The sequence below is a fragment of the Geobacillus sp. JS12 genome (genome assembly GCF_001592395.1).
Classification (GTDB): Bacteria; Bacillota; Bacilli; order Bacillales; family Anoxybacillaceae; genus Geobacillus; species Geobacillus zalihae.
The window spans coordinates 317,459-343,700 of sequence record NZ_CP014749.1 but is presented as its reverse complement, the minus strand read 5'-3'; the positions used below and the strand labels follow the sequence as shown (position 1 = coordinate 343,700).

The 26,242-nt window shown below is 48.8% G+C and carries 19 protein-coding genes, 1 tRNA gene, 7 pseudogenes and 1 riboswitch; of the genes and pseudogenes, 7 read left to right on the top strand and 20 right to left on the bottom strand.

The window, feature by feature from the left end; translation table 11 throughout:
* Positions 1-46 precede the first annotated feature (46 nt).
* The 6 genes and pseudogenes from A0V43_RS20965 to A0V43_RS01780 all read right to left on the bottom strand — a co-directional run bounded on the left by A0V43_RS20965 (position 47) and on the right by A0V43_RS01780 (position 6,791).
* Entirely contained in the window at positions 47-907 is an 861-nt protein-coding gene (locus A0V43_RS20965) for a beta-galactosidase trimerization domain-containing protein (RefSeq protein ID WP_442899718.1), read from the bottom strand.
* A 57-nt stretch (positions 908-964) separates the two neighbouring features.
* Positions 965-1,989 (bottom strand): annotated as a pseudogene (locus tag A0V43_RS20960) (beta-galactosidase); the annotation flags it as partial.
* Positions 1,990-2,128: 139 nt separating this feature from the next.
* A pseudogene (locus A0V43_RS01795) lies at positions 2,129-2,979 on the bottom strand (sugar ABC transporter permease).
* 3 nt (positions 2,980-2,982) lie between these two features.
* Positions 2,983-4,238: pseudogene (locus A0V43_RS01790) on the bottom strand (carbohydrate ABC transporter permease).
* Positions 4,239-4,383: 145 nt separating this feature from the next.
* A complete protein-coding gene (locus A0V43_RS01785) occupies positions 4,384-5,670 on the bottom strand; it encodes an arabinogalactan oligomer ABC transporter substrate-binding protein GanS (RefSeq protein WP_063193776.1) in 1,287 nt (428 codons plus the stop codon).
* 127 nt (positions 5,671-5,797) lie between these two features.
* Positions 5,798-6,791, bottom strand: a pseudogene (locus tag A0V43_RS01780) (LacI family DNA-binding transcriptional regulator).
* A gap of 264 nt (positions 6,792-7,055) precedes the next feature.
* Between A0V43_RS01780 and A0V43_RS01775 the strand changes: the two are divergent.
* Both A0V43_RS01775 and A0V43_RS20105 read left to right on the top strand, forming a co-directional pair.
* Positions 7,056-8,258, top strand: a complete 1,203-nt coding sequence (locus A0V43_RS01775; RefSeq protein WP_236930895.1) for a methyl-accepting chemotaxis protein — start codon at positions 7,056-7,058, stop codon at positions 8,256-8,258.
* 41 nt (positions 8,259-8,299) lie between these two features.
* The gene (locus A0V43_RS20105; protein ID WP_236930894.1) at positions 8,300-8,773 is read left to right on the top strand and encodes a methyl-accepting chemotaxis protein; all 474 of its coding nucleotides are present in this window, start codon (positions 8,300-8,302) and stop codon (positions 8,771-8,773) included.
* 329 nt (positions 8,774-9,102) lie between these two features.
* Here A0V43_RS20105 and A0V43_RS01770 read toward each other — a convergent pair whose 3' ends face one another.
* The 5 genes and pseudogenes from A0V43_RS01770 to A0V43_RS01750 form a co-directional block, all read right to left on the bottom strand.
* The gene (locus tag A0V43_RS01770; RefSeq protein WP_063192235.1) at positions 9,103-10,536 is read right to left on the bottom strand and encodes a restriction endonuclease subunit S; all 1,434 of its coding nucleotides are present in this window, start codon (positions 10,534-10,536) and stop codon (positions 9,103-9,105) included.
* Positions 10,533-12,013 (bottom strand): annotated as a pseudogene (locus tag A0V43_RS01765) (N-6 DNA methylase). The gene A0V43_RS01770 and the pseudogene A0V43_RS01765 overlap by 4 nt, the downstream one beginning before the upstream one ends.
* A gap of 2 nt (positions 12,014-12,015) precedes the next feature.
* Positions 12,016-15,259: pseudogene (gene hsdR, locus A0V43_RS01760) on the bottom strand (type I restriction-modification system endonuclease).
* A 184-nt stretch (positions 15,260-15,443) separates the two neighbouring features.
* Positions 15,444-15,989: a P-loop nucleotide/nucleoside kinase family protein gene (locus A0V43_RS01755; RefSeq protein WP_063192234.1), complete on the bottom strand. Its 546-nt coding sequence runs from the start codon at positions 15,987-15,989 to the stop codon at positions 15,444-15,446.
* A gap of 526 nt (positions 15,990-16,515) precedes the next feature.
* Positions 16,516-16,587 (bottom strand) — tRNA-Val (locus A0V43_RS01750).
* 376 nt (positions 16,588-16,963) lie between these two features.
* On the opposite strand from A0V43_RS01750, the gene A0V43_RS01745 reads away from it, so the two are divergent.
* On the top strand, positions 16,964-18,463 hold the full coding sequence (locus A0V43_RS01745) for an HD-GYP domain-containing protein (protein ID WP_063192233.1): 1,500 nt from the start codon (positions 16,964-16,966) through the stop codon (positions 18,461-18,463).
* Between the two features lie 38 nt (positions 18,464-18,501).
* On the opposite strand, the gene metC is transcribed toward A0V43_RS01745, so the two are convergent.
* Positions 18,502-19,680 carry a cystathionine beta-lyase gene (gene metC, locus A0V43_RS01740; RefSeq protein WP_063192232.1) on the bottom strand — a complete coding sequence of 393 codons (1,179 nt, stop codon included), beginning with the start codon at positions 19,678-19,680 and terminating at the stop codon, positions 18,502-18,504.
* Between the two features lie 3 nt (positions 19,681-19,683).
* Positions 19,684-20,787 (bottom strand): methionine biosynthesis PLP-dependent protein, encoded by a 1,104-nt coding sequence (locus A0V43_RS01735; RefSeq protein WP_063192231.1) that lies wholly within the window; start codon positions 20,785-20,787, stop codon positions 19,684-19,686.
* Positions 20,788-20,988: 201 nt separating this feature from the next.
* A riboswitch (SAM riboswitch) is annotated at positions 20,989-21,099 on the bottom strand.
* 187 nt (positions 21,100-21,286) lie between these two features.
* Here A0V43_RS01735 and A0V43_RS01730 point away from each other — a divergent pair.
* The 3 genes and pseudogenes from A0V43_RS01730 (at position 21,287) to A0V43_RS01720 (ending at position 23,070) form a co-directional block, all read left to right on the top strand.
* Positions 21,287-22,014: pseudogene (locus A0V43_RS01730) on the top strand (alpha/beta hydrolase).
* A 98-nt stretch (positions 22,015-22,112) separates the two neighbouring features.
* Positions 22,113-22,634, top strand: a complete 522-nt coding sequence (locus tag A0V43_RS01725; protein ID WP_011230365.1) for a YjcG family protein — start codon at positions 22,113-22,115, stop codon at positions 22,632-22,634.
* Between the two features lies 1 nt (position 22,635).
* Positions 22,636-23,070 carry a GNAT family N-acetyltransferase gene (locus tag A0V43_RS01720; protein ID WP_013146036.1) on the top strand — a complete coding sequence of 145 codons (435 nt, stop codon included), beginning with the start codon at positions 22,636-22,638 and terminating at the stop codon, positions 23,068-23,070.
* A gap of 117 nt (positions 23,071-23,187) precedes the next feature.
* On the opposite strand, the gene A0V43_RS01715 is transcribed toward A0V43_RS01720, so the two are convergent.
* The 3 genes from A0V43_RS01715 to A0V43_RS01710 all read right to left on the bottom strand — a co-directional run bounded on the left by A0V43_RS01715 (position 23,188) and on the right by A0V43_RS01710 (position 24,013).
* The gene (locus A0V43_RS01715; protein ID WP_011230363.1) at positions 23,188-23,445 is read right to left on the bottom strand and encodes a sporulation-specific transcription regulator SpoVIF; all 258 of its coding nucleotides are present in this window, start codon (positions 23,443-23,445) and stop codon (positions 23,188-23,190) included.
* A gap of 126 nt (positions 23,446-23,571) precedes the next feature.
* Positions 23,572-23,700 carry a YjcZ family sporulation protein gene (locus A0V43_RS18480; RefSeq protein WP_071880143.1) on the bottom strand — a complete coding sequence of 43 codons (129 nt, stop codon included), beginning with the start codon at positions 23,698-23,700 and terminating at the stop codon, positions 23,572-23,574.
* Between the two features lie 76 nt (positions 23,701-23,776).
* On the bottom strand, positions 23,777-24,013 hold the full coding sequence (locus A0V43_RS01710; protein ID WP_011230361.1) for a hypothetical protein: 237 nt from the start codon (positions 24,011-24,013) through the stop codon (positions 23,777-23,779).
* Between the two features lie 128 nt (positions 24,014-24,141).
* Here A0V43_RS01710 and A0V43_RS01705 point away from each other — a divergent pair, with 128 nt between their 5' ends.
* Positions 24,142-24,462: a thioredoxin family protein gene (locus A0V43_RS01705; RefSeq protein WP_063192230.1), complete on the top strand. Its 321-nt coding sequence runs from the start codon at positions 24,142-24,144 to the stop codon at positions 24,460-24,462.
* 140 nt (positions 24,463-24,602) lie between these two features.
* Here the strand turns inward: A0V43_RS01705 and A0V43_RS19645 are convergent, their stop codons facing one another.
* From A0V43_RS19645 to spoVAE, 4 genes are read right to left on the bottom strand one after another with little or no spacing between them, the layout of a single operon-like run.
* Complete coding sequence (locus A0V43_RS19645) at positions 24,603-24,773, bottom strand: hypothetical protein (RefSeq protein WP_015374183.1); 171 nt, start codon at positions 24,771-24,773, stop codon at positions 24,603-24,605.
* 20 nt (positions 24,774-24,793) lie between these two features.
* A complete protein-coding gene (locus A0V43_RS01700) occupies positions 24,794-25,654 on the bottom strand; it encodes a DUF421 domain-containing protein (protein WP_013523193.1) in 861 nt (286 codons plus the stop codon).
* A 12-nt stretch (positions 25,655-25,666) separates the two neighbouring features.
* Positions 25,667-25,873: a DUF1657 domain-containing protein gene (locus A0V43_RS01695; protein ID WP_011230357.1), complete on the bottom strand. Its 207-nt coding sequence runs from the start codon at positions 25,871-25,873 to the stop codon at positions 25,667-25,669.
* Positions 25,874-25,885: 12 nt separating this feature from the next.
* Positions 25,886-26,242 carry a stage V sporulation protein AE gene (gene spoVAE / locus A0V43_RS01690; RefSeq protein ID WP_013146042.1) on the bottom strand — a complete coding sequence of 119 codons (357 nt, stop codon included), beginning with the start codon at positions 26,240-26,242 and terminating at the stop codon, positions 25,886-25,888.

The following is a 26,242-nucleotide window of genomic DNA, read 5'->3' as shown; positions in this document are numbered from 1 at the left end:
ACCCAACCGTCCTACTTGATTTGGTGCTTGAGCGATTCTCTCTCCTTTATCTCCTTTTCTCCACGACTCGCACCTCGTATTTGCCTAGCGTAATCTCCCCTACGATTTCCTCGCCAGTGAACAGATCCTTCACCTTTTCCTCAACAACAACAGCCTGTTTCTCCTCCGTAAAATTCATAATAAACACATAATCACATTCCGGCGCTTGCCGCGCTTGCACGGATACTCCTTTTCCATGCTTTACAAACAAGACAGGCCTCAGATCCAGTTTTTCCATCAATTCTTGATAAAAATCTCTATGGAATTGATCCTCTAGGCGGCCGCCAATATAATAGGCTTGACCTTTCCCGTATTGGTTGCTCGTCACAGCGGGCGTACCCGCATAAAAATCATCTTCATAAACTCCTTCGACTGTTGCAGTATACACCTTGATCACCGTTGCATAGTCTTTCAACTCGTAAGACCGTCCACGATAATGAACCGAATTTCGATCGCGTGGATAAAGGGTATCCGTTTCGATCGGTTCGATGCCGAATGTTTTCCTCAAATCGGGATGCCAGCCACCTAAATACGCTAAATCACATTCATTGACCATTCCGCTTATATAAGTCATGACAAGCGTCCCTCCGCTCCCTACAAACTGTTTCAAACGAGCAATCGTCTCTTCGCTCACTAAGTAAAGCATCGGCGCAATCAGCAATTTGTAGCGGGAAAAGTCTTGTTCCTTTGTGATGACATCAACAGGGATATCCCGCTCCCAAAAGGGGCGATAATGCTGTACGAGCGTTTGTGGATACCGTTTCGTTTCAGTCGCAAATCCTTGCGCATCATTTAACGCCCAATTGTTTTCCCAATCATACAAAATGGCCACTTCCGCCGGCCGATTGGTTCCGACGATGCCAGACATTTTCTCGAGCGCTTTCCCAACTTTAGAAACCTCTTGAAATACACGGTTATCCGTGCGATTGTCATGGTCGACGACTGCACCATGAAGTTTCTCAAACGCCCCCGCGACTTGCGCCATTGAAAATAGAGGATGCTGTCGGAACCATGAGCGATCATTTGCATCGAAGATAAAAAGTGCATGCCTGGCCGCTTCGCTTTGTTCACTTTATGCCAGTTCACTAAACTCGGAGTGCATTCCATCAGTAAAAATGGCTGCTGCTTCAAACTTCGATACAAATCATTGATAAAACCGACTTTCATAGCCAAATCAGCAGTGCTCTCCCAATCATTGTGCCAAGCAGGATAGGCGTCCCAACTAATGACGTCAAGATGCTTTGCAAACTTGCTGTAGTCAAGTCCTTGAAAAGGAATTAAGTCATGCGTATCCGCCATAAAATTCGTTGTAATCGGAATATGAGGCGTCAACTCCCGAAGCGGAACGATCTCGTTTTCAAAAAAGGAAATCGTCTGATCTGTCACAAACCGTTTCCAATCAAGATTCAACCCATGAATCGTATGCTCACCAATCGGAGACGGCGACTCGATTTGCGACCAGTCGGTGTACGTATGGCTCCAAAATGACGTCCACCAAGCGGCATTCAGCGCGTCAAGATCATGATTGTATCTGTTTTTCAACCATTCACGAAACGCTTCTTGGCACAAATTACAATGGCATTCCCCGCCGTATTCATTGGAAACGTGCCACATGAGCAAAGCAGGATGATCTCCGTACCGTTCCGCCAGCAATCGATTGATATGTTGAGTTTTTTCACGGTATACGCTCGAGGTAAAACAATGATTATGACGCCCGCCATGCAACTGTCGAACACGCGCCGCATTCACCCGCAACACTTCCGGATACTTTTGCGACAACCATGCTGGTCGAGCGCCGCTTGGCGTAGCCAAAATCACCCGCCCTCCAATACGGTAAATGTCGTCAAACACTTTATCGAGCCATTCAAAACGATAAACCCCTTCTTCCGGTTCGAGAGCAGACCAAGCAAATACACCAATCGTGAATGTGTTTGTGTGGGAGAGTTTCATCAACTCAAGATCCGCCTGCAAAAAATCCGGCCGATCCAACCATTGATCAGGGTTGTAATCTCCTCCATGAAGAATGAAGTTCGCTTGTGTTGTATACGTTCGTTCATATTTTGGCATTACGTCGTCTCCTTTCCCTGCATCATCCTTTGATTCCACCCAATGTCAATCCGGACACAAAGTTCCGTTGCAACATCAAAAAGACAATCGCTACCGGAATGCTAATCAGAAGCGCCCCGGCTGCAAACGTCGTATAGCTCGCCCCCATCACTTCGTTAACGAGATTATACAGCCCTATCGGAAGCGTATAAGCATCAGGAGTTCGGAGAATGGCCGATGATAACACAAAATCACCAAGCGGTCCGGTAAATCCGTTCATCGCCACGACCGCAATCATTGGTTTAGACAACGGCAAAAGAATTTGGAAAAAGATCCTCGTATTGCTCGCTCCATCGATTTTGGCACTTTCATCCAAATCTCTCGGGATCGAATCCATATATCCCTTCATCAAGTACGTATTCATCGGAATTTGCCCGCCGATATAAAGCAAAATTAACAGCCAGTGACTATTGAGCATCCCAAGCATTTGCGCCAAAACAAACAAAGCGATCAACGCAGAAAACTGCGGCACCATTTGCAACAGCAAAAACAACGTTAAAGCATTTTTTCTCCCTTAAATCGAAAACGCGAAAATGCATACGCAGTAAATGAAACACTAATCACGGAACCAAGCATCGTAAAAAAGCTAATTTTCATCGAATTCCAATACCAGCGTTCGTACAATAAGCTTTCTTTGCCCGCAAACAACTCGCGATAATGATCAAGCGTCGGTTTTTTGGGGATAAGGGTGGTGCTGATTAAACTGTTCCCCGGATTCAGGCTGGCGCCAATAGTCCAAAGCAGCGGATAGATGATTGCCACGGCGACAAACGTTAAAATGGCATAGGATACGAAGAGACGAAGGAATTTTTTTGACCTGACACTGGCTCTCATGTTCTATACTCCCTCTTTAAAAGAATTGGTCCGTCGAAATTGCCATAACGCAATCCCCATGACAAACAAAGATAACAAAATTGTTAAAGCGGCAGCCAACGCATATTGGCTTGATTGCATCGTCAATTTATAAATCCAAGACACAAGGATATCCGTTCCTCCCGCTGTCGATCCCGGAACAGCCGGTCCGCCTCCATTAAACAGATAAATAATGTTGAAGTTATTAAAGTTAAAGGTAAACTGTGTAATAATAATCGGGGCCATCGCCAACAGCACCATCGGCAATGTAATATATCGAAATTTGGCAAACATGGAAGCTCCGTCAATCGTCGCTGCTTCATACAATTCTTCAGGAATCGACTGCAAAACGCCCGTCGTCACGACAAACACATATGGGAATCCCAACCATCCTTGCATGAGGATGAGCGCCACCCTCGTCCAATGCTCATCAGTCATCCAAGGGATTGGATCGATGCCAAGCGCCGCTAAAATTGTATGATTGATGGCTCCAAAACTGTCATTAAATAAGCCAGCAAACACTAAAATCGTCACAAATCCCGGCACAGCCCACGGCAATACGAAAATGGTTCGATACAATTTCTTCAACCGAAGGTCTTTTTGGTTGACGATCACCGCCAATAAAATACCTGCCGCCACTTGAAGAGTGGAAGCAACGAGTGTCCAAATGACCGTCCATGACAACACATCAAAAAAGGTTGAGCGCCAAATATCAACCGTAAAAATTTTGAGGAATGTATCGAACCCAACCCAATCGACCAACTTGGCAGGAGGAGTATGATATAAATCATAGTTGGTGAAAGCCAAGGCAAAACTGAACAACACTGGAAAAATAACAGAAAAAACCAAAAGAAAAAAAGCAGGGCTGCTGACAACGTACGGGTACCCTTGTTCCACAAGTTGATGGTACTCTTCTTTCAGAGTATTCAACCGATCTCCCCTGTCCCTCCGCTCACCACTTTTATAAGCGTCCCACAAATTGAAACAATAAAAAGCCAATCCAAACAAAGCGACAATGACCGCAATAATCCCTTCTGCCAAAAGAAAAATCGAATTATCGCGTTGCACTTCTGTTCCAAGCGTCACAATCCCCAAAACCCCATGTTGAACAGATCGGCAAACGCCGTCAAAAAAGAGGCAGCGAAAACAAGAAACAAAACTCCCTTCGCCCATTGTCGGTTATACCATTGACCTAGGCCAGGAATAATCGATAAACATAAGGCCATTTTCCGGTGTGACATGGACTCCCCTTCTTTCCTTGAAGAACACATTTTCTCAACACAAAACGCATCAAACAAAAAGATCGTTTCACACCATCACGATCGATTTATTGTAGGTCCTTGCACCTTGTTAGAAACGAAAGCGCAAGGACCTTGTTCTCTCCCCTTATTTGCCGCTATGTTTCGCCTTAATTTGCCCTTTGATCGTTTTCACGGCTTGATCTAATGCCGCTTTCGGATCTGCTTTTCCAGTTGCAATCGTTTGCAATGCTGAATCTGCAGGCTTCCACACCTCATTCATTTCCGGAATATTCGGGATCATTTCAGAAAATTGAGATTGCTCCGCAACCGCCCGTGCCGCCTCACTGTTTTTCACCACCGGATCATCCGCCAACGCTTTGACGGCCGGAACCTCTTTTGTCACTTCATAACGTTTTTTCGAATTTTCTTCATTCGCCAGAAAGATCACCAATTTTTCAGCAAGATCTGGATGTTTCGAGTAGGCGCTTACGTTGTAGCTTTTTACTCCAATAAATGCGCTCATATTTTTTCCGTTCTGTAACGCTGGAAGTTTCGTCACTCCAAAGTTGATTCCCGCTTTTGTAAACGGCTCAATATTCCACGGACCAGAAATGATCGCTGCTGCTTTGCCTTCCGTAAACAGCGATTCGAGTACATTAATACCCTGCTCGCCAATCATTCCTGACGGAAATAGACGTTCTTTATAAAATTTTTGAATCATTTTAGCCCCTTCGACAGCGCCGGCATTATTCAATCCAATATCGTTCGGATTGTAATTTCCGTTTTCGTCCTTGCCAAAAATGTAGCCTCCATACGCACTCATCACACTTTGGGCATAGTAAATCTGGTCAAACAGAGCCAAAAAGCCAAATTTTTTGCCATCTGTTACTTTTTTGGAATACTCATACCATTCCTCAAGCGTTTTCGGCAATTCCTCTTCGGAAATAAGATCTTTATTGTAGTAAAGCATCGTTGTCTCGACCGCTTTTGGCAAACCATACACTTTGTTGTTTACTTTTTGCGACTGCATGGCGGCTTCCGTATAGATGGATTGAATGTCTTCCCCAACATTCAATTCTTTAATGATCCCTTCCGTCACGGCTGTCCCAATCTGGTCGCTCGGCATCGTCAATACATCCGGTCCAGTGCCAGCCGGCCCGTCTAAACGCAAATCCTCAATTTGTTTCGCATACGGCTTCTCAATGATTTTTACTGTCACATTGTTTTCCTTTTCAAATTGGGCAATGGCATCTTTAATTCCCGCGCCTTTTTGAATGTCTTCCCAAACGACGAGCTCTACTTTTTCATTGTTCTCTTTGTTTTCTCCTGCACGAGATCCTTGATTAGCATTTTCTTTAGGCCCACATGCAGCTAAAGACAAACTAAAAGCCATCACACTCATAAGCGCAAGATGTTTACTAATACTCCTCATCATTTCCCCCATTCTCCCTTCTCGTTTTGGAAACGCTTAATTATCTTCAATATAGCATCGACAATAAAAAATGTAAACAACTTTTTACTAAAATTAATAAAAATATTTACGAAACAAAAAAAGAGGGCTAGTTCGTACTTTTCCGTACGATAAGCTCAGCCCCTAACAGCAATGTCTTCACAATGTTTCTCTTTCTTTGTATCCGCTCGAGCAACAACTCGATCGCACTTTTGCAAATTTCATGAATATCAATTATGGAATGTCGTCAATGGCGGTGATACGTATTTGGTAATGCTGATGTTATTGACACTGATGACGCTCACACGCTCAGGGATGGGAATGCGATGCTCATTCAACGCCTGCAGACAACCGACAGCAATGGGATCCGCCGCTACAAAAAACGCGGTAGGCAATCGATCCCCTAGGGTTTCAATGGCCTTGGTCATGAGTTCATAGCCATTGTCAAATGAGAATCCCCGGTGGCAAAAAATATACTCTTCCTTGAGCAACCCCTTTGCTTTCATATAATGTCGAAACGCCCGCTCGCGCGAGTCCATCTCATCCTTTCCTGTATTCGGATTCGGATACGTCCCGCCAATAAAGCCGATGTCCGTATGCCCTTTCTCAAGAAAGAAGTCGATCGCTCGCTCAGTGATCTGTGTTAAATCTGGGCGCACCGAATCAAAACAGCGCGGGTCGGGCGACAAATCAATAAACACCCCATTTGTCGTCATCGATCGCAGACGTTCAAGCTCCCGATCCGAAAAAATTCCAACGGCAATAAACCCCTCAATGTTCTCTGGAATTTGGTCAATGCCATCTGAAATTTTATACATTTGCAGTTCTAGATTAAACTCTTTCGCCAGCTTTTCCATTTCCATCCTCATTGTTTTGTAATACACGTCTTCTAATTCCTCTTTATCCGTCAACCAATATAAAAAAGCAATATTGCGAATCACTTTTCTGATGGTTTTCTTGCGGTAGTTCAACTTTTCTGCTGCTTCATAAATTTTCTCCCGCGTCTCCTCGGATACCGAAAGATCTGGATCATTGTTCAACACCCGCGAGACAGTTGAAATGGAATAGCCTGCTTGTTTAGCAATGTCGCGAATCGTAGCCATATGCATTACCCCATTCTACTTAGTTGTATCCATGAGTATTATAACAAATACGCAATATTTTTACTAAAATTATTTACTATATGATCCTGAATCATGACAACTTCCTTCTTATTGAGCTAAATTATTGGCATTCTTGCTAGACAGTATTCCCCACTCTACCATTTTTAGAATTCGAATTAGGAACAATACACTATTTATGAATTCCTCTTTTATTACTATAATAATGGATATGTTTGACAAAGAATAGAGAGGGGGGAGCGCTCATTGAAAACGTTGAAGCTAGGAACAAAAATCAATATTTTGATTTTTTGCATCATTATTCTATTAACCATTGTTTTGACGGCTGCTGCCATCATCCAAATCAAAAAAGGAATCCAAAAAGAAACGCTTGAAAGAGTCAAATCCAGTCTTTCCTTGGCCTATCACTATCTTGACGAAAAATATGAAGGGAGTTGGGCTGTCAAAAACGGAGCGCTTTATAAAGGAAGCGAGAAAATCAATGGCAACAATCAACTCGTTGACGAAATCGGAAACCTAACGGGCGGAACGGCCACGATCTTTCAAAATGAAACACGGGTTGCCACCAACATTATCGTGAACCATCGACGGGCTGTTGGCACAACCGCGCCTCCAGAAGTGGTGGAACAAGTGTTAAAGAAAGGGAACACCTTCTTCCGTGAAGTGAATATTTTGCATCAATGGTATCAAGCTGCATATATGCCGATCAAAAACGATCGCGGAGAAACGATCGGGATGTTTTATGTGGGGATTCCCCAAACATATGTGGACACAGCCGTGTCTTCCCTTTTGAAAACATTGATCCTTTCTGCCGTCATCATACTCGTGATGGCATCAGCAGCCACAATATGGTTCTCGCGTCGCATCCATGCTCGATTGGCCGCCGTCTCCAGCGCCCTCCAGCGAGCAGGGAATGGAGACTTTACGGTTGCCATCAATGACCAAACTCGTGATGAAATTGGACAAATTGTCGAAAGCTATAACAAAATGAAAGACGATCTTTCTCAAATGCTGACCCGAGTCGCGGATGCATCAGAGCAAGTCGCCGCGGCTGCAGAGGAACTGACAGCGAGCGCGGAGCAAACAGCCTTGTCAACGGAACAAGTTTCTGTCGGCATCCAAGAGGTCGCCAGCAGAGCGGACAGCCAAAGCAGCCAAACCGATGAAATCGCCGCCGCCATGGAGCAAATGACGCAGGGCGTCTCGCAAATCGCGGAGCGTACGACAGCCATCGCCCACTTGGCCGTCCATATGACAAACTTAGCCGAAGACGGGAAAACATCGGTCGAAAAAAATGCCGAGCAGATGCAGGACATTCATCAAGCCGTGCTCCGGTCAGAACAACTGATTCACACGTTGCAGGAGCGGTCGAAAGAAATCGAAGCGGTCGTCCACACGATTCATCAAATCGCGGAGCAGACGAATCTCCTTTCCTTAACGCCGCCATAGAAGCGGCGAGAGCAGGAGAACATGGGGCGGGATTTGCCGTCGTGGCCGATGAAGTGAGAAAATTGGCCGAACAAACGCAAGCAGCGACAAAACAAATTACCCATTTGTTGTCTAGCATCCATCAAGATGTAGAGAACACATCAACGAGCATGGAAGATGTGATGCAAAATGTTCAAGACGGCATCGATGCTTCCCAAGAAACAGCAGCGAAATTCAACACGATTTTCGCAAACTCGAAAACCATCTCAGCCCAATTGGAAGACGTATCAGCATCCGTACAGCAGCTGTCAGCAGGCATACAAGAACTGGATTCAGCCGTTGCGGAACTCGCCGCTGCAGCCGAAAAGACGATGGAGACGTCCAAAACAATGGCCCATTCCACCGAAGAACAGCTCGCTTCCATGGAAGAGATTGCGTCAGCAGCCGCTTCATTGGCGAATGTATCCGAAACGTTGCAAGAAATGGTGCAAAAGTTTACGATTGCATCAAAACACTCGCTTGATTCAAACGGGTAAGCAAAAAATGTATATGTTTTACATTCACTCTTTTTCTTTACTAAAATAAGCTATTTTTGATCACTCTGATTCAACCGGGTTCGACAGCAGCCGGACAGATAAAATGCCTCTCATCCTTTGAGACAGAAAGGTTGGGAGGCATTTTAGTCATATGGTGATTTATGGAAATGTTCAAAAAGGGCTTCAGTCCCAAATCTGTAAAGCACTGCGCTTATTTGACCGTCAGTTTGGTTCATGAACAACTGAAATCGTTCTGCGCGCTTCCACAATCCCCGCAGCTTTCATCATCCCCCACAATGCAAAATCATGATTCGATCAAGCGAACAGCGTCACCGCTGTCCGCTTGACGAGAGCAAGGCTTCTTTGACCAACTCCATCGCGTGTCCATCGTTCGGGTCATTCGTCCCCAACTCGCCGCGGAAGGCTTTCTGGAGAACAGATTGTTTTACTAAATCGAGCTTTTCCTCTGCTGCCAAAACGAGTTGTTTTTCGTTCTCTAATTTTTCTAATAAGTTGTCGAGTTTCTCGGCGATGCGTTTTTGTTCTGGAATAGGCGGCAATGGAACAATGAGTTCCCCAATAATCCGAGCATTGGCTCCCGGTTGAGCAATGCCCTTTTTTACAATAGTGATTTGCTTCCAATACATAGAGCTTTTTAAATAATTCCATAGGTAGTACGGATTCAAATTTTCATTCATCGTTAAGCGAATTAAATAAGAAGCAAAAACAGAACAAAATGGCATATCATCAATCAAAAAGCTTTTACCAGTAGTCGCCCCTGTTCTTGCAATAACGATGTCTCCCTTATTCAATTTGTATTTTTCTAATAATTTATCATCTATTTTACAGTACGGAACCGTTTCCCAGTCAACATTGTCATTTTGTATATCTGTGATACGCAGATACTTCGGTCCTTCTGTTAAAGTCGATGATGTTGCCGTGTATCCATATTGCAATCTTCTTAGACATGATTTCAGCTTTATCCAAGTCCAATTCCCCGGCACCTCATAAGGCCATTGTTCTTTCGGAATGACGTCTTTTTCACTTAGATCATCGGATGTTTCCAATATACTTTTCTCGCTCGGATCATTTGTCCCTAATTGCCCTTTAAACGCCTTCTCCAACATGACCGCCCGCCGCTGTTCAATCGACTCCTTCACTTCTTCAATCAGCCGCTTTGCTTCATCGATTTTTGCAAACAACCGCTCAATTTTATCAGCGATGCATTTTTGTTCGTTTAGGGGAGGCAAGGCAAAAGGAAAATCTTTGATTATCGTTTGAGAGATATTCGGTTGGGCTCCACCTTTACCTAACGCTACTAAATCACTTCTTCGTGCAAAAAAATAGTAAAACATATATTTTGAATCTAAAAACTCATACGGTTGACCGACTGCACAGGCCTGATTTGTAGCAGCATCTATACCAAGTATGCCAAGTCTCCCAATTGTTGCACCATACATTGCAATGACTATAGATCCTTTTGGAAATATTTTTGCACTGGACTTCTGGAGTCCCTCTTCTGTAATAGTTTCTTCAGAGCCGGTAATTATTCCATCATTTAATTCACCCGTTTTAATCCAAGGAATATCCCCACCGTAATATTCTAATCTCTTTCTTGAAGGGGTCCCCCCTGATCCCCACTTTGCTATATGGCCTGATCGAACCCACACCCAATTCCCCGGCACTTCGTACGGTTGCTCGTCTTTGGGCACGAGCGCTTCTTCGAGCAGCTGCTCCATCGATTTTGGTTTGGCCTTGCTCATCGTTCTGACACCTCGAGTCGTTCAGCGACGTGGAGCATTTCGGTTTTGGCCGGTTCGTAGCGGGTCGGGTGTTCGGCCGCTTTCAGTTCGGCAATGACTTCATGGAGCAGCGAGATGGCGAGCTCTAATTTCTCCACCGCTTCTTCAGCCGAGTCGATCGGGTCGGGCAAGTTGTCGTACACGGACAGCGATTCGTCGGCGATGAGACCGATGTCGAGGCTGTCGCCTTTTTTGGCGATGTCGTCGCGGGTGAAGACGTTCCACCGTTCATCGTCGACTTGATGGCGGTCTTCGGCGGTGTAGGCTTTTATAAATCCGGCGAAATGGTCTTTCGTCAACGGATTGCGCTTGCCAAATGACGGCATGTTCGTGCGAAGATCGTACACCCATACTTCTTTCGTGTTGCCCGTGTCTGTTTCCCCGCGGGTGAAGAACAAGACGTTCGTTTTCACCCCTTGGGCGTAGAAAATGCCGGTCGGCAAGCGCAAGATCGTATGGACGTTGCATTTGTCCATCAAGTCGCGGCGGATGTCGGCGCCGACGCCGCCTTCAAACAGCACGTTGTCGGGCACAACGACCGCGGCGCGCGCCTTGCCGTTTGGTCTGAGCGCCCGGTAAATGTGCTGGAGGAAGTTCAGCTGCTTGTTTGACGTCATAAACGTAAAGTCGGTCCGTGTCGCCCGTTCCCCGCCTTTTTTTGTGCCAAACGGCGGGTTTGTCAAAATGACGTCATACCCTTTCAGCCGCTCGCCAAGGGGAGAGAGCGTGTCGCCAAGCAAAATGTCGCCGTGCACATCATGCAAGAGGGCGTTCATGACCGCGAGGCGGTGCGTGTCGCGGACGAGCTCGACCCCGGAGAACGCTTCATATTTCTGGAACCGAATTTCTTCTTCCGATAAATCAAAATAGTCGTCCGTTTTCGCCCGGACGTGGCGGCTGGCGGCGATCATAAAGCCGAACGTCCCTGCCGCCGGGTCGTGGCAGCGCTCGCCGGGCTTCGGGTCAACGAGTTCGACGATGACGTCAATCAGCACGCGGGGGTGAAATATTGCCCCGCGCCTGATTTCAATTCGCTCGCGTTTTTCTCGAGCAGCCCTTCGTACAAGGCGCCGAGCCCTTCTTCTTTCGCGTTGTACCAGTCAAGCGCGTCGATGGTGCGGATGATTTTTTCCAAGTTTTTCGGCTCACGGATGTTGGACGTCGCGTCGGTGTAAATTTGCCTTAACAGTTCGTTCTCTTCCTGCCCAAGTGCCATGAGCAGCTGTTGGTAATACGTTTTCAGCTCGATTCCATCCTTTTTGGCGAGCACGTCCCAACGGTATGGCTCGGGGATGATGTATTCTTGCCCGGTTTCTTTCATCATTTTCAAAAACAGCAAATACGTCAGCTCGGTGACATATTGGTGGTACGTGATGCCGTCATCGCGCAAGACGTTGCACAAGTTCCACAGCTTTTGGACAATTTCTCGGTTGTTCATCTCTAGGCTTGCTCCTTCTTGGCGTAGTTGTACAAGTTTTCATTAATTTCGCGCACGATTTGCGGCAACTGACCGCCGAAAATATTGTTCAGCTGCTTAAAGCCGCCGTGGCTTTTAAACGGTTCGTAGTCAAACGCTTTTTCCGGATCGGGATGGAGGACGTATTCTTGCAGCAGCTGTTTTTCGATCCGCTCAAGCCATTTCTTTTGCAGCGGCGGCCATGGTTTCATCCGGTAAATGGCGTTCATGGCGCGGCGAATTCGTTCTTCATGGCTGATGAGCGGGTCGCCGAGCGCCTGTTGGCGGATGAAGGCGATAATGTCGGCCGCGATGTCCTCATTTTTCGCCTCCCGCCATGCCGCCTGGAGTTTTTTCTCGGAAAAGCCTCTTCGGTCAAGTTCCAATCGCAGTTGTTTCAACTCTTCCCTCGTCAGTTCGGACGGCCGCTGGCAGACAATTATCAGCGCCGGGATTTTATTCATGTTCGTGCGGATAAATTCACCGAACGCCTCTAAATAGTCGTCCGGTTTTTTCGCATTGCCGTAGCCTCGTTTGACGCCAAGCAGCTTGTCTTCATGGTGGGAAATGTATTGCTTGCGCTCGCGGTACCGGTTTTCGTCCAAATAGCGGAACATCGATTTATATTCTTTCAGCCCGTCTTTCAGTTCATCAGACGGCAGCGATTTCAGCCAGTCGATGAATTCATCGACCGTTTTTCCGCCGGAAAGCACGCGGAAATCTTCGTGCTGCCTGTCGGACCACGTCCGCTTTTTCCGTTGCATCTTCGCAATGATTTGTTCTTTTTGGTATTCCAGATGGGCGGTCTGTTCAAGCTGTTCGAGTTCATCGAACAGCTCCGTCAGCGTCGCCTGCGGGCGGGCGACGACCGGTTTCATGCTTGTATACGGCTTTAACGTTTCGTAAATGCCGACGGCGTCAAAGATGTTGAAATGGTCTTTCCCAATCTCATCGCACCGCCTTGTCGCCCGGCCGAGCATTTGTTCATACAAAATGCGCGAGCGAACGCGGCGCAAAAAGACGAGGTTCGTAATCGCCGGCACATCGACCCCTGTCGTTAACAAATCGACCGTCACCGCGATTGTCGGGTATTTTTCGTTTTTAAACCTGCGGATCGCTCCTGACGGGTCTTTGATCGATCCGGTGATTTTCATGACCGCATTGTCATCGAACTCTCCGTATACGCGCGCAAATTCTTCTTTCAGCAGCCGGACGACGAGATCAGCGTGATCGTCCGTCGCGGCAAAAATGAGCGTCTTCCCTTCATCATCCGGAGCGATATAGTTGACGAGCTCGCGAATGATGACGCGGTTAAAGCTTTCTGTTACGACTTTCGTGTTAAAGTGCGAAACATCAATGTTCAGTTCATCCTCCAAATACTCTTGCGACACCGTATGGGATACGGCGTCGTAGACATCAACCGTCTCTCCTTTCGCCCACGTAATTCCTTCCCGTTTCAGCACCGTATCAAACTGATACGGCGGCTCATGGTCGACCAAATACCCGTCAATGACCGCCTCGCGATACGAATACGTAAACACGGGCGGGCCGAAAATGTCCGTTGTATGCAAGGCGGGCGTCGCGGTCAAACCGATGCGGACGGCATCGAAGTAATCAAGCACTTGCCGATACTTGCTTACATAATCGCGATGGTCTTTAAACTCCAGCTCGATTTCGTTCATTTCTTTATCCAACGTATAGCCGCGGTGGGCTTCGTCGACGATGATGCAGTCATACTGGTCAATCGGCGGAACGTCTTCGGGACGGTCGTTGTAAAAAATGCGCTTCAACATTCCTTGAACGGTGGCGATATGCACTTTCGTCTCCGGATCGGGCTTTTGGTCGTACAGCGACTGCAAACCGTAAATCTCGGCAAACGTCTGAAAGTGCTCCATTCGGCTTTCTTTAAACGCCGCTTCCGCTTGTTCGGCGAGCGCTTTTCGGTCAACGAGAAACAAAATGCGCCGAAACCGTTTCGCTTTGAGCAAGCGGTAAATCAAGCCGATCGCCATGCGCGTTTTTCCCGTTCCCGTCGCCATGGCGACAAGCACGCTCCGGCGCTTGTCTTCAAGCGCCCGCTCAACAGCCTGAATCGCCCGCACTTGGTACGGACGCAGTTTCAAATAATCGAACGTCTCATCGCGCAGCCGCTGTTCGGATCGTTCAATGTCTTGTTCCAGCAGCTGTTTCAACCCGTCCGGCGTATACCAGCCTTGCAGCGGGCGCGGATGGTTCGTCGATTTCCGGGCGTCCAAAAACCAAATGCCGGACTTTTGTTCAAGCTGTTTCACGTACGGACGGCCGTTGGTGGCGAACAAAAATGGAACGAAATACTCCCCCCCACGGCTCGTGAATCACTTCTTGCCCATGGCGCACAACGAGACGGGCGTATTGTTTTGCCTGTTCGATATCGGCGGGGATGTCTTTGCTTGCGCGTTTCGCTTCGATGAGGCCGACCAGCTCCAAGCCGATAAAAAGAGCATAATCGGCAACCCCGTGCCGAAGCGGCCATTCGGCAATCGCCAAATTCCGCCCCTTCTCTGGCCGCGCGCCTTTGGCAAAGCGCAGTTTTTCCGAATCAGCCTCCCAGCCAGCCGCCCGCAGCTGTTCATCGATGATGAGGCGCGTCTCTGCCTCAGTCAGTTCGAAATTCGCCACCGCCCGCCGCGAATAGTCACGCCGCTTTTGTTTTTCCTCGGCACTCGTATACAACCCCGTCTCGCGGATGTGCGAAAGCTCCGCTTCCAAGTCGGCAAGCCGCTGCTTATACGATTCGATGAGCCGATTCAGTTCATCCGTCGATTCAGACGATGGCGGCAGCGGCTCTCGATACTGGGGAGCTTCGAACGACCAGTCGCCATACACTTCCATAAACCATACAGCTAGGCGAAACGCCATGTGCAATAGCGTCTTTGCCTCATGCACGTCCCCATAATGGGGATCATGCACCGCTTGGTTGCCTTTTAAGCGGATCATCGTGAAGATGTCATATATCTCTTTTGGGATGATTTGTTCATACAGCAGCACCTTGAGGCGGTCTTGCTGATCGGTGCCGCGCTCTTCGCGAATGCCTTCGAGCGCCAATATGTATTTCGTCATCGCCTCGGCCAACTTGCGCAGCTCGCTGATTGCCACGTTTGGATTTTGATGCACATGCCGCTCGGCCGTCTCCCCTACCCGGGCAAGCACATCCCATTTTCCTTCTAGAAATTGAAAGTTATGCGCCATGTCCATCCCTCATCTTTGTCTCTTTTGCAACTTTCTTCTTTTTCCATTATCATATCATGAAAAAAAGCCCGCTGAAAACGGGCTGTTTGTGTTCACCGGCAGAGCAATAAAATTTGCAGTGTCATTGCTGATGTGAGAATCAACTCGCGATGGCAAGGAAAGAGCAGCGCCAATGAAACATCTTTTAACCAATTCGAAACCTTTGATTGCTCATGATTTCATCAATCATCTCATCTATGTCATCCTTACGTTTCCCGCTAGTATCCAAAAGATGCTTTCGATCGAATCCTGATGCATGGAACTCATTCAGCAAAATGAGGCAGCGCTCCCCCATTTGTTGCTCGGGGGCTCTCATCTCATCCCTTTGCCTTAACGTTTTCCCATCTGCCCACAAAACAACATACATAACCGTTGCGTTTAAATCCTTTACATTTTCATACAACCATATCGCTTCTTGGGGAAAGGCAATATAATCCACTACCACATCATTGCCGTATTTTACAAAATTTCTTACAAGACTTAGAATATTATCCCAAATTAATGAAAGCTCTTCTTTGCTTTCCCACGGTTTTTTCCGTCCATTGATATGCATATGGCTGATGTCATCGCCGGAAATATACGCACTACGCTCCAACTTGTTCGCCAATGCTGTTGAGATTGTTGATTTGCCAACTCCAGCGGGGCCTGATATGACATAGACTGTTCTTGTTTGATGATTTTTCATATGCATCCCTTTTTACGTGCTCAATATAGTTTTATTACCCGTGGCGATAAAAAACGACAACATAAACAACATAAACAAAAAATCCCTTGGAGCCTTCCAGCTCAAGGGATTTCGCTCGATGATTCCGACTGGGCTCGAACCAGCGACCTCCACTCTGTCAAAATAGAAAGGGGAAACAAGTGAGTTAAATGCATAAAATGAGTTAAATCACATTAAAATGCGTCTTGTGTCAAGGCCGATTACTTTTCCCCAAAATCGCCAGTTTAAAATTCCCCGGAAGGCCCTCATTGATCATTCTGATTTCTTATTGGAACTTTTTTCAAAATCAATGATTTTCCTCCTTATTACTTATACAATCTGGTTTAATTATACAACCACATTATTAATAAGTAAAAAAATTCAGAAAAAAAATAAAAAGACGCACTTCATCGCGCGCCTTTCCTATCCCATATAGTTTCTATACTAATTCACTTATTCAATCCTTTACATTCCATAGAACCTCGAACTCAAATGAGTTCGAGGTTCTTGATAATGACCTGTGAGGGATTTGAACCCCCGACCCCTTCCCTGTCAAGGAAGTGCTCTCCCACTGAGCTAACAGGTCGTATCGCTATCGAACACATCTTTCATTATATAGACGAGCATACAGGTTGTCAACAACTTTTTTAAAAATCGTTGTTCATGATGAAAAAAGAGAATCCTTCTTCAAATATCATGCATTCGAACGATTGAAGCAAGAGTGGAACACGGGGACGGGGAATCTTCGCCTTGAGCTGCTGTTTCGTGCAAGCTCGTTTCAAACGGCTGTCTGGCAACGAAGTCGAATATAGCAATTGACGCCTAGGCAGACGAGTAGCCAATACGGAAGAAAACACCTAACAACTTAGTCATCGTATTTTTTCTACATTCTGATTGTTCTATCAAGAAAGAATTAGTATATTAGAAATAAGCCCATAGTCTTAGAAGAAAGGCGGAAAACCATGTATCGTTCATTCGTGCACCAGTTGTTGCGTCATTATATCATCGGCTCAGCGATTGCGGTGATGGGCGTCGGCTCGACGTTAATGTTGACGACGCTTGGCATCTCATGGGAAGAAGCGAAATGGCTGATTGGCATTTTGTTGTTCTCAGCCATGGTCATGGGAACGGCCGAGTCGATTGTGTTTCCGCGCGATTTGGCGCCGATTCGCCGTTTTTTTGCCGCCAAAGAGCCGGACGAGGAATTGGCAGCAAAGGCGCTAGAACAAGCGCGCCGCTTGCCGTTATTGGCGGTGCGCCGCATTTTCGGCCCGCATCTGTTTGGATTGTCAATTCCCGGCATGGGGCTGACGGCTTTATGCATCCACTACCGTGTCCTATCTCTTCCCTATCGATACATTTTGTACGCCTTTATCGGCGCTATTTTGATCGCGTCGCTCCATGCGTTGATTGAATTTTTCTTGACAACGAAGGCGTGCCGACCACTGATGGCGCATTTGCTTACGAAGGCTGGCAGGATCGATGAAAGGCATCCGCCGCTTCCGGTGCCGCTCAAAACGAAATTGCAGCTGACGGTCTTGTTCAGCAGTACATTTCCTGTTTTATTGTTCAGCTTAGCGACGGAAATCAAATGGTCGCTCGCCGGACCGAGCGCATCCCCTTGGTCGTATTGGCCCTGGGCAACCGTGATTTTGCTGTTTTCGATCGCGTTTTCCGTTTTCTTGACCCGCCTGTTGGTTGACGAAATCAACGAGCCAGTCAACGTGCTGTTAACTCATATGAAATGGGCGGAAAACGAAACGTATAAACCCGTCGCCCACAATATGTATACTGATGAATTTGCCGATTTGCTTCGCGGATTCAACCATATGATCGATGCTGTGCATCGCCGCGACCGAACGAACAAAGAACTGCTCAACAGTTTCATCACTGTCTTGACAGCGGCGCTTGACGCCCGCGATCCTTATACAGCTGGGCACTCGCTGCGCGTGGCCTGTTACGCGCTCGCGATTGGGGAAAAGCTTTCCCTTCCGGATGAACAGCTGGATGCCTTGTATCGCTCCGCTCTGCTGCATGATATCGGAAAGATCGGCGTTCCGGACGCCATTTTGCTGAAAGACGGAAAATTAAGCGATGACGAATTTGCCTGGATCAAAAAACACCCCGCCCTTGGGGAGGCCATTTTGCGGGAAGTCAGGCCGATCGAACCGATCGAACCGCTTCTAGCCGGCATACGCTCCCATCACGAACGCATCGATGGCAAGGGATATCCGGATGGCTTAGCAGGCGACGACATTCCGTTGTTTGGCAAAATCATCGCCGTGGCCGATGCGTTTGACGCCATGACTTCCGATCGCCCGTACCGAAAAGGTATGGATATTCGTCAAGCGGCGGACATCTTGAGAAAAGGAAAGGGAACGCAGTGGGACAGCGAACTCGTCGACCTCTTTTTGAAACACTTACAAGAGGAGAAGCTGTTGTCAACCTCAGCGGCATCTTGACCCGCCCGCCAAGCTTTGAAGGCTTGGCGGGCTGATTGCTATGGCGTTGAAACCGACGGCCGCTCTTTCACGAACGACAGCGCCTGCTCGAAATCGGCGATCAAATCGTTCACATCCTCCAGCCCGACGCTCAGCCGCAGCAAGCCGTCGGTAATGCCGCGGCGGAGCCGCTCGTCTTTCGGCATGGCGGCGTGCGACATTTTCGCCGGGTACGACAAAATTGATTCGACGGCGCCAAGGCTGACGGCGAACACGGGCAGACGGACGTTGCGGACGAACGTCCGAGCCGCGTCTTCATCGGCTAAGCGGAACGACAGCACAGCGCCAAACCCGGCCGCCTGATGGCGCTGGATGTCATGGCCTGGGTGGTGCGAAAGCCCCGGGTAATACACGTCTTCCACTTTCGGATGGCGCGCCAAATACTCAGCGATGGCTAGGGCGGATTCGGATGACTGCTTCAGCCGGACGTGGAGCGTTTTTAATCCGCGCAGCACAAGCCACGCATCTTGGACGCCAAGGACAGCGCCAAATGCGTTTTGCAGTTTGTACAGCTCTTTTCCCAACTCTTCATCTTTCACGACCGCCAGCCCGGCGACGACGTCGCTATGGCCGGCTAAAAATTTCGTGGCGCTGTGAAGGACAATATCGACGCCAAGGTCAAGCGGCCGCTGCAGCGCCGGCGTCATGAACGTATTATCCAAGAATGTCAAACAGCCATGCGCCTTCGCCAACTTGACGACGCCTTGAATATCGGTCACTTTTAACAGCGGATTGGACGGCGTTTCCATATAAATGACTTTCGTGTTCGGCCGGATGTTTTCGGCCACGGCGCGCAAATCGGTCATATCAACGAACGTATGCTCGATGCCAAAGCGGGTCAACACTTCCGTGATCATCCGGTACGTGCCGCCGTAGACGTCTTCAGTCACGAGGACGTGGTCGCCTCGGGACAAGAGCAAAAACGCCGTTGAAATAGCCGCCATGCCAGAAGCGAACGCAAACCCGCGCGTTCCGCCTTCTAACGCCGCGATCGTTTCCTCGAGCGCCTCGCGCGTCGGGTTGCCGGAGCGGCTGTAGTCGTATTTGCCGAACGTGTCGAAATCGAACTGATGGAACGTGGAGGCGTGCTGGATCGGCACGCTCACCGCCCCCGTCTCGCGGTCGACTTTCCATTCGTTATGGAGTAGTTTCGTCGAAAACGCCCATTCCTGTTCCATCGCTTACACCTCTTTCATGTTTTTCAATGCCTGCGCCAAATCGGCGATTAAATCATCCGCATGCTCAATGCCGACCGAGAAACGGAGCAGCCGGTTGCAAATACCGTTTTGGATGCGGATTTCCTCAGGAATGTCCGCATGCGTCTGCGTCGCTGGGTACGTGATGAAGCTTTCGACTCCGCCCAGGCTTTCCGCGAACGTAATGAGGCGCAAGCTTTTTAAAAACCCGTTCACCCACTTTTCATCGGCAATCCGGAACGACAGCATCCCGCCTCTCCCTGGATACAACACATCCGTGACATCTTCATGTTCGCGCAAAAACGCGCTGATGCGCTTGGCGTTTTCTTCATGTTGACGCATCCGGAGAGCCAACGTTTTCATCCCGCGAATGAGCAGCCATGAATCAAACGGCGACAACACCGCGCCGATGGCGTTCTGGTACTCGGCCAAGCGTTGACAGAGATCTTCGCCCTTGGCGACGACAAGGCCGGCCAGCACATCGTTATGGCCGCCTAAATATTTCGTGGCGCTGTGGATGACAATATCCGCTCCTTGTTCGATTGGGCGTTGGAGCACCGGCGTGTAAAACGTGTTATCGACGATCAGCAGCAGCCCATGCCGTTTGGCGAGCTTGGCGACCGCCGAAATATCCGCCTCCTGCATCAATGGGTTCGTCGGCGTTTCCAAAAAGATGGCTTTCGTTTTTTCGGTGATACACGCTTCCACCGCGGCAAGATCAGCAAAATCGACGTAATGAAAGCCGAGACCGTACTTGCGCCAGCCGCGCTCAAACAGGCGGTACGTGCCGCCGTAAAGGTCGGCCGATACGAGAAACTCGTCTCCGCTCTCAAACAAGGCGAGCACCGTCTGAATGGCGGCCATGCCGGAGCTGAACGCATAGCCTTGGTCGCCGCCTTCCAGTCTCGCGATCGCTTCTTCGACGATTTTGCGCGTTGGGTTGCCGGTGCGGATATAGTCAAACCCGGTCGACTCTCCGATGCCAGCATGGCGGTAGGCGGTCGAGAAATAGACGGGCGGGTTGACCGTCCCCGTCACCGTTTCGCTCCGATTGCCAATTTGCGCTAACAACGTCTCCAGTTTCTCCATCTCATCTCTCTCCTTCTGCTGAAAATTCCATCATGGATCAACGGCCGACCATTTGACGCCCAACGAAGCGCCGCTGTCTGTCGGGCAGCGGCCGAGGGCCTTGGTCCTAGACCGCCTCGCGGTTGATGGGAGCGGCCGCTTGAGTAAATAAAAAAAGTCTTCTAAGAAGAAGACTTTTCCATACGCACATGGTCATGCTTCTTCTTATCTGCCGAATTGAATGCTCAATTCGCTGGATTTAGCACCTGGCCGCCGGGCGGCTGGTTGCTGAAGCTTCATTGGGCCAGTTCCCTCCGCTTCTCTTGATAAGAATGAGACGCGTATTCAATTTTTCTAATTTTAATAAAAAATGTAGCGCATTCCCCCCGTTTTTGCAAGCCATTTTTTTGTGAATGGCACGATTCGGCAAATTCGCAAAAAATTCGAGCCCTTCGTTAACATCTTTTGGCGCAAATATGTTACAATAACAGATGAACTTACGCTTTCATGGAGGATGGTCATGGCGACAGCAACAGGAACGATGCGCGACTGCAAGTTGTACAGCGGAGAGCTGCAAGAAGAAATCGAACTGCTCGTCTACTTGCCAAGCAATTTTTCGCCGCTTTACAAATATTCTTTATTAATCGCGCAAGATGGCAAAGATTATTTTATGTATGGAAAAATGAAAACCGTCATCGAAACGCTGATGGCAGAAGGAACAATCGACCGGACGATCGTCGTCGGCATCCCGTATCGGAACGTCAACGACCGCTACGAGAAATACCACCCGGAAGGCCGAAAGCACGAAGCATACCTTCGTTTTTTAGCCCATGAACTCGTCCCGTTTTTGGACCGCGAACTGCCGACATACCAAATGGGCAAAGGCCGGGCGCTGATCGGCGATTCGCTCGGCGGAACGGTGTCGCTTCTAGCCGGGTTGTTGTATCCGCATACATTTGGGAAAATCGCCATGCAGTCCCCCTATATCGATGACTCGGTATTGGCGCGCATCCGCTCATTCCGCGATCCATCGCTCCTTTCGCTTTACCATTCTGTTGGCACAGAGGAGACAGCGGTGAAAACGACGGATGGCCATGTGCGCGATTTTATCACCCCGAATCGAATGGCGCGGACTTGTTTATGGAAAAACGGTTTGCTTATACGTACCATGAGTTCGAAGGCGGTCATGCGTGGACGTATTGGCAGCCGGATGTCCCCCGAGCCGTAGCCGCTATTTTATCGTTATAGGACAAAACGGAGCAACTTCAAAGATGTCGAAGCCGCCGCATCCATTCCGTGCGTTTCCTGCGCGTGGAAAAAGAACTGGTTCAAGGAGGGAAAACAAAATGAAGTACGGCATTGTGATCTTTCCGCCAAAACGGATTCAAGACTTCGCCAACTCGTACCGGAAACGGTACGACAGCCATTACGCCCTCATCCCTCCGCATATTACGCTGAAATACCCATTTGAAGCGGATGAGGAGCAAATAAAAAAAATGGCGAAAGAGTTGCGCCGCATTGCGGCGGAAACACCTCCCATTCCGATCAAAGTGACGAAATTCAGCTCGTTTTATCCGACAAGCAACATCATTTATTTGAAGGTGGAGCCAAACGACGTGCTCGAGCGCCTTCATGAACAACTGCACAGCGGCTTGTTCGCCGGAAAGCCGGAGTTTGTGTTCGTACCTCACATTACGATCGGCCGCGATTTGCCGGGCGCAGAATATGCGGACGTCTACAGCCAGCTGAAGCTGCAAGATGTGCACTTCGAGGAGACCGTCGACCGCTTCCATCTTCTCTATCAGCTGGAAAACGGCTCGTGGACCGTCTATGAAACGTTTATCGTCGGAGGAAAGGAAACGGTCTGAGATGAACATTGCGATTGGCACAACGCAAGATCGCGCTTTGTACGAAGACGCCTTGCGCGTCCGCCGGCTCGTATTCATTGAGGAGCAAAACGTGCCGGAAGACGAGGAAATCGACGCATTCGAGGACGACTCGTTCCACCTCGTCCTGTATGATGGCCAAACACCGGTCGGTGCTGGGCGACTCCGTTTCATTGACGAAGGCGTCGGCAAAATCGAGCGCATTTGCGTCCTGCCGTCCTACCGCGGCCGCGGCGCCGGACGGATGGTGATGGAAGCGATCGAACAGCTGGCGAAAACAAAAGGGGCGAAAACGGCGAAACTGAACGCCCAGACGCACGCGGAACCGTTTTACAAAAAGCTCGGCTACACGACCGTCTCCGGTGTCTTTATGGACGCCGGCATCCCACATGTCACGATGGTGAAATCGCTCGAATGATGGCCATAGAACAGCCCCGTCTACACTGATCCAAGGCTTGGAGGCATTGAACACCGTTTCGCTCCCCTAAGCCAAGCAGAGCAAAAGGGAGCTGTGCGCACGCAAGCTCCCTTTCGCTTATTTTTTGTTGTTCAGCATATTGGCAATCGTATTGAAATCAATTTGCTTGCCGTTATGGACGATCGCCTTGACGATTTGGTCTTCGAGCTCCTTTGGCACTTTTCGATTAGCGATTTGCGCCACCCGTTTCACGACTTGGCGCACCGTTTTTTCGTCGCTGAAATTGGCGTTTTGCAGCGAGTTGGCGAGCTCAAAAACGTCTTTCATATTGACACCTGTTTTCTTTTCGATGTTTTTAAAAAATTGCTGATCCATCGTTCCGCCTCCTTCTCCCTGCTATATCGTATGATGCTCCCGCCTCGGCGTGCATCAAATTAGGGAAAGAAAAATACGAGCCGCTCCGTGGCGCCGAAACGGCCCGTATCCCATTCGCTTTTTCCGTTAGGCGACAAATGCCGCGCCGACAATAATCAACAAAATGAACAACACGACAATCAGCACAAAGCCACCGCCATAGCCACCGCCATAGCCGTAGCCGTAGTACGGAAATCCATAGCCGCAGAAGCCCATCATGATGCACCTCCTTCTTTGTTTACTGTATCGTATTCATCCGCGCATCAAGACGTATGGGCGCAAGGGCATTTTGTCATCCAAATCGGCGGAACAGCTCGGCAAATTCCCGCTCCTTCTTCGCAAACCATTGCTCGATGTAGTCTAAGTTGCCTTGCACACTTTTTAAAAATCCATTGTTCAATTTTTCGATTTCTTGCAGCTGTTTGTTAAAGTCCTTTCCCCATTGTTCAAACAGGCGGATGAACGTTTCATGCCCTTCTTTGCGTGACGCCACCCAACCTTCGAGCGCCTTTTCCAACTCTTTGCTCACACTTTCCCCTCCTTTCTTACTGTTGTATGCAAAAACGACTGCCCAAGGTGAAGGCGTCCCCGTTCTTTTTTTGCCTTGCCATATGGTAAAGTAAAGATGAACGGCAACATGAAAGGGAGGGAACGAATGTGAGACAGATTGAAACAGCTGAGCAATTCGAGGCGGCCATTTCCGGCGATAAGCCAGCGATTATGAAGTTTTACACAACTTGGTGTCCGGACTGCGTGCGCCTCAATATGTTCATCGATGACATCGTTCGCGACTATGGACAATATGATTGGTTTGAAATCGACCGTGACCGGTTTCCGGAACTTGGCGAGAAATACCAGGTGCTTGGCATCCCGAGCCTGCTTGTCTTCCGCAACGGAAAAAAAATTGCTCATCTGCACAGCGCTGACGCCAAAACGCCGGAAGAGGTGCGCGCCTTTTTGCAGTCTCTGCCGGAGTAAGGCGGGGCGGCGCCCTTGCGTCGCCAGAGAAGAAGGGCAACAAAAAGAGGCTGTCCGAGAAGGAAGTTTTCCTTCCCGGACAGCCAATGCGAATGAACAGACAGCTCCTTATGGATCGCCGATTGTGGAAACGGAAGCCGTCAATATTCGATTTCGTCGTAGTCTTTCGGCTGGCGCGTCAGCTGCGGGCTGTCAAACATCAATTCAATCGAAATTTCCTCATCGGTCGTCCGCGTCCGCTCGGAGCGGTCGTTCGTTTTCAATTGGATTTGAATTTCCTCATCCGTCGTTTTTGTCCGTTTGTCTTCCATCGTCTTTTCCTCCTGTGTCATCAGTTTCGCAAGAGCGGTTCGACTTTTTGCACAAGCTCTGCCATTTTTGCGGCGTTTCGTTCATACAGCGCCTTCGCCTCTTCGGAATTCGTCTGCAACGCATACAGCTCCAGATCAGCCTGCACTTTTTTCATCGCGGCCAAGAGCAGCTTTTTCTCCTGTGGCTCGGCAATTTGGATCTTATCATCGTACAAATCGATCGTCAGCTGTCCGTATGAATCGACTTGGGCGAGAAACACATTTTCAATCGCCACTCCTTGTTTGTCAAGCTGTTCCTTCAGCCAGCCGCGGCCAAGCCCCATCGTAGCGAGCGGCTCATCCAAAATCATGCCGTCCATAATGACCGTTTGCGGCTCTTTTTCCCGCGGCGGGTTTGGGAACACATCTCCAACGGTGAGCGGCTGCTTTTCCCGCTTCAGCAACACGTTCAAGTCGCCGTTTGGCTCAAGCACCGCAAACTCGACGTCGGCGACGCGGAACACATCTTTTTTGCGCAGCTGTTCGAGCAGCTCGTCAACCGTATATTTCTCCCGTTTCAAATTTTCCTCTAAAATTTTGCCGTTTTTAATAAAAACCGTGGAGTTGCCCTCGACAAAATCGCGAAATTTCTTGTTGCGCAGCGAGAGACGAGCGACAGCCACTGGAAACAGCGACCAAATCAAAATGCTGGTGATGCCTTCTTGCAACGAAATTCCTAAATCGACCGACATCGTTCCAGCGATATCGCCGACGGTAATGCCGACGATGTATTCAAAAAACGACAATTTTGATAATTGCTTTTTGCCGAGAATGCGGGTGATCACAAACAACCCGATTAAAATGCAAATCGAACGAATGGCGGTTTCTAACCATATAGGCATCGATCATGCTCCTTACTTTCCGTGGTATTGCGGCTCTTCGAACTCGAGCCGACCGATCCGGTCTTTGATGTCCGCGATGATCTCCTCTGTCGCAAGCATCGCTTCATGAAACGTCCGCTGCGCCGTTTCATCCTGGGAAGTGAGCGCCAGCTGTTGCAGCCCAGCGTGAATGCCTTTTAAGCTCGCCAACGTTTGTTTCACCTGCGAAGCAACGGTCATGGAAGATCCCTCCTATCCTTTCGGGCGGAACAAGAGCGCCCCGATAAACCCAAAGACGATCGCCGCGGAGATGCCGGCGCTCGTCACTTCAAACATGCCGGTCAATACGCCGATAATGCCGTGTTTTTCCGCCTCTTGCATCGCGCCGTGAACGAGCGCGTTTCCAAAGCTCGTAATCGGAATCGTCGCCCCGGCGCCGGCAAAATCAATGAGCGGCTCATACAAACCGAATCCATCCAAAATCGCCCCGACGACGACGAGAATCGTCAACGTATGCGCAGGTGTCAGTTTAAACACATCCATCAAAATTTGCCCGATCACGCAAATCAGCCCGCCGACGACAAACGCCCAAAAAAACATCGCCAACAC

Excerpts from the sequence above, each read along its gene's own strand:
- A0V43_RS18480 (WP_071880143.1), bottom strand. The coding sequence starts at position 23,700 with ATGGGCTTCTGCGGCTATGGATTTCCGTACTACGGCTACGGCTATGGC.
- metC (WP_063192232.1), bottom strand. The coding sequence starts at position 19,680 with ATGGAACAGGAATGGGCGTTTTCGACGAAACTACTCCATAACGAATGG.
- A0V43_RS01720 (WP_013146036.1), top strand. The coding sequence starts at position 22,636 with ATGAACATTGCGATTGGCACAACGCAAGATCGCGCTTTGTACGAAGAC.
- A0V43_RS01755 (WP_063192234.1), bottom strand. The coding sequence starts at position 15,989 with ATGCATATGAAAAATCATCAAACAAGAACAGTCTATGTCATATCAGGC.
- A0V43_RS01735 (WP_063192231.1), bottom strand. The coding sequence starts at position 20,787 with ATGGAGAAACTGGAGACGTTGTTAGCGCAAATTGGCAATCGGAGCGAA.
- A0V43_RS01725 (WP_011230365.1), top strand. The coding sequence starts at position 22,113 with ATGAAGTACGGCATTGTGATCTTTCCGCCAAAACGGATTCAAGACTTC.
- A0V43_RS01715 (WP_011230363.1), bottom strand. The coding sequence starts at position 23,445 with ATGGATCAGCAATTTTTTAAAAACATCGAAAAGAAAACAGGTGTCAAT.
- A0V43_RS01770 (WP_063192235.1), bottom strand. The coding sequence starts at position 10,536 with ATGAGCAAGGCCAAACCAAAATCGATGGAGCAGCTGCTCGAAGAAGCG.
- A0V43_RS20965 (WP_442899718.1), bottom strand. The coding sequence starts at position 907 with ATGTCTGGCATCGTCGGAACCAATCGGCCGGCGGAAGTGGCCATTTTG.
- A0V43_RS01695 (WP_011230357.1), bottom strand. The coding sequence starts at position 25,873 with ATGACCGTTGCTTCGCAGGTGAAACAAACGTTGGCGAGCTTAAAAGGC.
- A0V43_RS01745 (WP_063192233.1), top strand. The coding sequence starts at position 16,964 with ATGTATCGTTCATTCGTGCACCAGTTGTTGCGTCATTATATCATCGGC.
- A0V43_RS01700 (WP_013523193.1), bottom strand. The coding sequence starts at position 25,654 with ATGCCTATATGGTTAGAAACCGCCATTCGTTCGATTTGCATTTTAATC.
- A0V43_RS19645 (WP_015374183.1), bottom strand. The coding sequence starts at position 24,773 with ATGGAAGACAAACGGACAAAAACGACGGATGAGGAAATTCAAATCCAA.
- A0V43_RS01785 (WP_063193776.1), bottom strand. The coding sequence starts at position 5,670 with ATGAGGAGTATTAGTAAACATCTTGCGCTTATGAGTGTGATGGCTTTT.